Raw genomic sequence first — 5,200 nt, 5'->3', positions numbered from 1 at the left:
CAACAATGTATAACCGCAATTACGGCGGATTCGACTACGTCAGAATCCACTCGGAATTGCTAACGTCAGTATTTAACCGAAAAACATTAACTTTAATCCCGTAACTGACGGTTATACGAGACCGTTGGCACCAATATAAAAACCGAGAATGATAAAATCGGAAATATTCAAAAATAACATTTGTTTAGAAACCGAAGAATTGAAATTAAGACCTTCGGAATTGAGCGATGTAGGTTTATTTGCCGAAATAAGTTCGCCTTCTATTTGGGAGTTTATGTCATATGATTTGGAAAATATTTCTGACTGGCAAAAGTTCATTTCGAACTCAATTGAGAACAGAAAAAACCAAGTTGCACAGGAATTTGCAATTATTCAAAAACCGACAAACAAATTAATTGGAGCAACGAGTATTTGCAGTATTTCGGAATTTGACAAAAAAGTGGAAATCGGACTGACTTGGTTTTCGGAAAGCTATCAAGGAAAAGGAATAAACCAAAAAGTAAAATTAATCTTGTTAAGTTTCCTGTTCGACCAAATCAAAGTAAATAAAGTTGAATTTAGAACTCGTGGTGGAAATTTAAAATCACAGCGAGCACTTGATAAAATTGGAGCAGTTAAAGAAGGAATTTTACGGGAATTGATTTTCAGAAACGGCAAGTACATTGATGTTGTATATTATGGAATTTTAGCATCGGAATGGAAAAATATCAAAGAAGGACTTTTAAAAATAAATACTGGTGCCAACAATGTATAACCGCAATTACGGCGGATTCGACTGCGTCCGAATCCACTCGGAATTGCTAACGTCATTGCTTAAGCGAAAAACATTAACTTTAATCCCGTAACTGACGGTTATACGAGACCGTTGTAGCACATATGAGAAATGAAAAATTTGAAAGCAAAAATTAGTGATCCTTCATCTCAAGATTTTGACTTGAAAAATGAGGCTACACTTGATGAATATTTAGATTTACCACCTTCACATTGGACAATTGGCTCTGGAGATTCAGCATTGTGGAAAGATAATTCCAACGGACTTATGTTTTTTAAAATTGACCATAACTCATATTTTTTAATGGAAATATCATCATATTTATCACCTATTCAAAACCAAGATGATATAAAATGGATTTCACACTATATTGGTGGAGAGCCGTTCTTTTTTTCATCAAAACACTTATGTTCTAAAGAAGCGGTAATGAAAATCTTATTGGAATATGCTGAATCTGGAAAATTGAATATAGATTTTAAGTGGACTGACCCAATTCCCGACGAAGAGTTGTATTTCGAACTTCTGAACGAGAAATAAAAGATTATGAAACTGAATAAAATACGTGCTACAACAATGTATAACCGCAATTACGGCGGATTCGACTACGTCCGAATCCACTCGAAATTGCTAACGTCAGTTCTTAACTGAAAATCATTAACTTTAATCCCGTAACTGACGGTTATACGAGACCGTTGTGCAACATATGAATAAACGCAGAAGACATAACGAAAAACGAAATCGATTTTCAATGTTATTTCCAATTTTGACAATTATCGGAATTGGAATTGTTCTTGTGCTGTCTTCATTTTACGAAAAAAGCTGGACTTATAATTGGAATGGAATTCGCGGACAAATAAAGGACAGTATAAAAGTTGCAGTATATGGCGGAATTTCAACTGGATTTGTTGGATATGATGCTCGGAAACCAGCTCAATTTGATAGACGATATTGGATAATGAAAAATGCAACTGAATCCGAATTATTAAAGCTTACTGAATATCCAAATGGAACTATAAAAACAATTGCATACGAAGGACTAATCAGAAAATCAGAATTTAAAGAAAAAACCAATATAATATTGGAGGCGATTACAGATACGGAATATCATATGTATTTACAATCTGGATGTACTGGAACACCTATGAATATTGGAGAATATCTTGTTGACTTTGTACTTCAGATTGATGATAGAAGTCCACCATTTGCTGGAGAAAAACCAAATTTTGGATTGACTAAAACTGACGAGAAATTAATTCTGACTGAATACAGAAAAGTCCCAAGTTTGTGGAAAAAATAATACGTTGCACAACAATGGCTATAATTCATTGCGGTTGAATTCCTTATCGGAATTCAACGCAAATTTACTATCTTTCGGCTACGGCGGAAAGAATCCTGCGGATTTTTCCGCAACGAAATCATAGCCAAAACCGTTGTGTGTCATTTGAGAAAACCGAAACGAAATTGAAAGTCGAAATAATTAATCAACCATATTCTGGAGAATTTAAAGAAAGGATTTATGACATTGAAAGTCCTTGGAATTCACAATCGTGGACTTGGATTAAGTTCACGGATGAAAATATGAGTGAAACAGTTGGACAATTTCGCGGATTTCCAAAAGAGGTAAAATATTCGGAAAGTCGAAATGAAATTATCGTTTTGACTTCTGATTACGTTTTTAGACTAAACGCTTCTGACTTGAATTTAATAGAAACAGAAAGCCAACCTCAATACCAAGACTTGGAAGTTTCACCAGATGGAATTTTCTTCTTTCATAATTATTATGAAATTGAGAAAATGAATAACTCATTGTCTGACTTGACTGAAATTCAAAGTCCCTTTAAAATGGATGATATCCGATTTAAAAACTGGAATGGAAAAATATTAGAATTTGAATGCGAGGAATTTACAAATTGGAGTAGAAATGAAATTATGGAATTAGATACAACTGAATGGAAAATAAAAATAAAAACGCCACACAACAATGTATAACCGCAATTACGGCGGATTCGACTACGTCCGAATCCACTCGGAATTGCTAACGCCTGTGCTAAACCGAAAAGTAAAACATATAAACCCGTAACTGACGGTTATACGAGACCGTTGCAAGTCATAGCGTTCACTCATACGGCGGATAATTCTGAATTTTAAAAACATCTGATTTCTAACAAAGTAAAACTCTGAATTGTCACGCGGAGAAATCAACTCAAACTCTGAATCTGACCAACATTGCGCTGACTTTTACTCTTGCGGAATTGAGCAATGTTGCGGATTTTTAAAAACGCTAACTAAAAATATTACGCGGATTTTCACTCTTGCGGATTGACAATACTTTGCGGAAAAAATAATAGCTGAATTGACTCAAACTCGGAATTTAACTCAAGCGGAAAACATAACTCTGAAAAAACTACAACTTGCAACAACGTATAAAAAACATTGCTTATCTTTATTTCTAGATTGAAACGTTTTGCTCTTTTCCTTTCGTCCGATTTTCCTTCGGAAAATCGCCGCGCTCAAAATCGCAACGTTTCTTATACAAACACGTTACCACAAATTAGAAACTGACAAAAAATGATTATAAATGAAAAATAAACGAATCTTTCCTAAAGTAATAATAGTTATCCTAATATGGACTTCTTTTAATTCATGTAATAAAGTAAACAACGGAACTCCTCCCCTCACAATTGAAGAAAGGACCATTGCTAATTATTTAGAATCTTTTAGAGGTGCAAGTCCTAAACTGAACGTGAGATTTCATTCAATCAATATTACTGATATTTCAGTTTCTGATATGGCAATTTTAAGAGATGAGGATAATTTTGAATATTACCAAAGCAAAAGCTCGAATGGAGAACAAATTTCAATCAAGGATGTTCCTGAAAAATATAAAAACAGAGATTTAAAAGAAATAATAGCAAAACGTGTAAACTGTAAATTTACTTTCAATAAAAACCCTAACAGCTTAATTGAACAAAATTTTATATTGGATAAAACTGGACAAAAGTGTATTTATTCTAATGGTTTTAGAAAAGTAACTGGAATAGAATAACTTGTGGTAACAATGTATAACCGCAATTACGGCGGATTCGACTACGTCCGAATCCACTCGGAATTGCTAACGTCAGTGCTTAACCGAAAAACATTATCTTTAATCCCGTAACTGACGGTTATACGAGACCGTTGTAGGTAATTTGACCAAAAATGAGAATAACAATTTACATTCTGACTTTTCTACTTTTTGTGAGTTGTAAAACCACTCAAATTAAATCTGAACTTCCGATAAAAAATACTTTTACCGAATACTATGAAAGCGGGGAAATTAAAAGTGTTGGAACAATAGATGACTTTCACAAAGAATTTAATAACTATCGAATTGGATTTTGGAAAGAATTTTACCGAAACGGCAATTTAAAAGCTTCTGGAAATTATAACTTGGACACTTATACTCAATGCTGTACAGGCGGAATTTGTGACGGATATTATAGTTATAAATATGGCGAATGGAATTACTATTACGACAATGGTAAATTAAAAGCCAAAGGCAAGTACCGAATCGGAACAAAACACAAAGAAACAAGTTGTGAAGGCGGAGACGAAATAAAATTTGGTTATGTAACTGATAGTTGGAATTTTTATGACAGCAACGGAAAGGAAATCGAACCAACCGAAAAAGATATTGCTGAAATCGAAAAAAGTAGTTTTATTGATGAATGGGATATGTCAAAAAAATAAAAAACTACCTACAACAATGTGTAAAAATAATGCTAAATTTGGTGCTTAATCGAAGGGTCGTGCACTTTTGTTACATCTGATTTTCCTGCGGAAAATCCTCGCACACAAAACCGCACTATTCTTATACGAAGCCGTTGCAAGTCATAGCGCTCACTCATACGGCGGATAATTCTGAATTTTAAGAACACCTGATTTCTAACAAAGAAAAACTCTAAATTATCACGCGGAGAAATTCACTCGAACTATGAATCTGACCAATATTGCGCTGACTTTTACTCTTGCGGAATTGAGCAAGGTTGCGGATTTTTAAAACGCTGACTAAAAATATTACGCGGATTTTCACTCTTGCGGATTGACAATACTTTGCGGAAAAAATAATAGCTGAATTTACTCAAACTCGGAATTTAACTCAAGCAGAAAACATAACTCTGAAAAAACTACAACTTGCAACAACGTATAAAAAACATTGCTTATCTTTATTTTTAAATTGAAACGTTTTGCTCTTTTGCTTTCGTCCGATTTTCCTTCGGAAAATCGCCGCGCTCAAAATAGCAACGTTTCTTATACAAATACGTTGTGTGTAATTTGAGAAATGAGACAAACGATGACCAAAAGTGATAAAAATTTAAGGATTCTGAACAAGTTAATTGTGAACGGATTCTATAATGGATATATCGGAACTGAAAAGTTTGAATTAAT

The 5,200-nt window shown here is 33.8% G+C and carries 6 protein-coding genes; all 6 read left to right on the top strand.

Going from position 1 to position 5,200, the window contains the following annotated elements:
* The first annotated feature begins 148 nt into the window (after nt 1-148).
* Nucleotides 149-754, top strand: a complete 606-nt coding sequence (locus tag LG651_RS15590) for a GNAT family N-acetyltransferase (RefSeq protein WP_226697037.1) — start codon at nt 149-151, stop codon at nt 752-754.
* A gap of 180 nt (nt 755-934) precedes the next feature.
* Nucleotides 935-1,309, top strand: coding sequence for a hypothetical protein (locus LG651_RS15585; RefSeq protein WP_226697036.1), 375 nt, complete (start codon nt 935-937; stop codon nt 1,307-1,309).
* A 166-nt stretch (nt 1,310-1,475) separates the two neighbouring features.
* Entirely contained in the window at nt 1,476-2,069 is a 594-nt protein-coding gene (locus tag LG651_RS15580; RefSeq protein ID WP_226697035.1) for a hypothetical protein, read from the top strand.
* A gap of 164 nt (nt 2,070-2,233) precedes the next feature.
* Nucleotides 2,234-2,761, top strand: a complete 528-nt coding sequence (locus LG651_RS15575; RefSeq protein ID WP_226697034.1) for a hypothetical protein — start codon at nt 2,234-2,236, stop codon at nt 2,759-2,761.
* A gap of 589 nt (nt 2,762-3,350) precedes the next feature.
* Nucleotides 3,351-3,818 carry a hypothetical protein gene (locus LG651_RS15570; protein ID WP_226697033.1) on the top strand — a complete coding sequence of 156 codons (468 nt, stop codon included), beginning with the start codon at nt 3,351-3,353 and terminating at the stop codon, nt 3,816-3,818.
* A 152-nt stretch (nt 3,819-3,970) separates the two neighbouring features.
* Nucleotides 3,971-4,501: a toxin-antitoxin system YwqK family antitoxin gene (locus LG651_RS15565; protein ID WP_226697032.1), complete on the top strand. Its 531-nt coding sequence runs from the start codon at nt 3,971-3,973 to the stop codon at nt 4,499-4,501.
* Nucleotides 4,502-5,200 lie beyond the last annotated feature (699 nt).

This window comes from Neotamlana sargassicola (genome assembly GCF_020523965.1).
In the GTDB taxonomy this organism is placed as follows: Bacteria; Bacteroidota; Bacteroidia; order Flavobacteriales; family Flavobacteriaceae; genus Neotamlana; species Neotamlana sargassicola.
The sequence above is the reverse complement of the archived record's forward strand: the minus strand, read 5'-3'. Positions and strand labels throughout refer to the sequence as shown.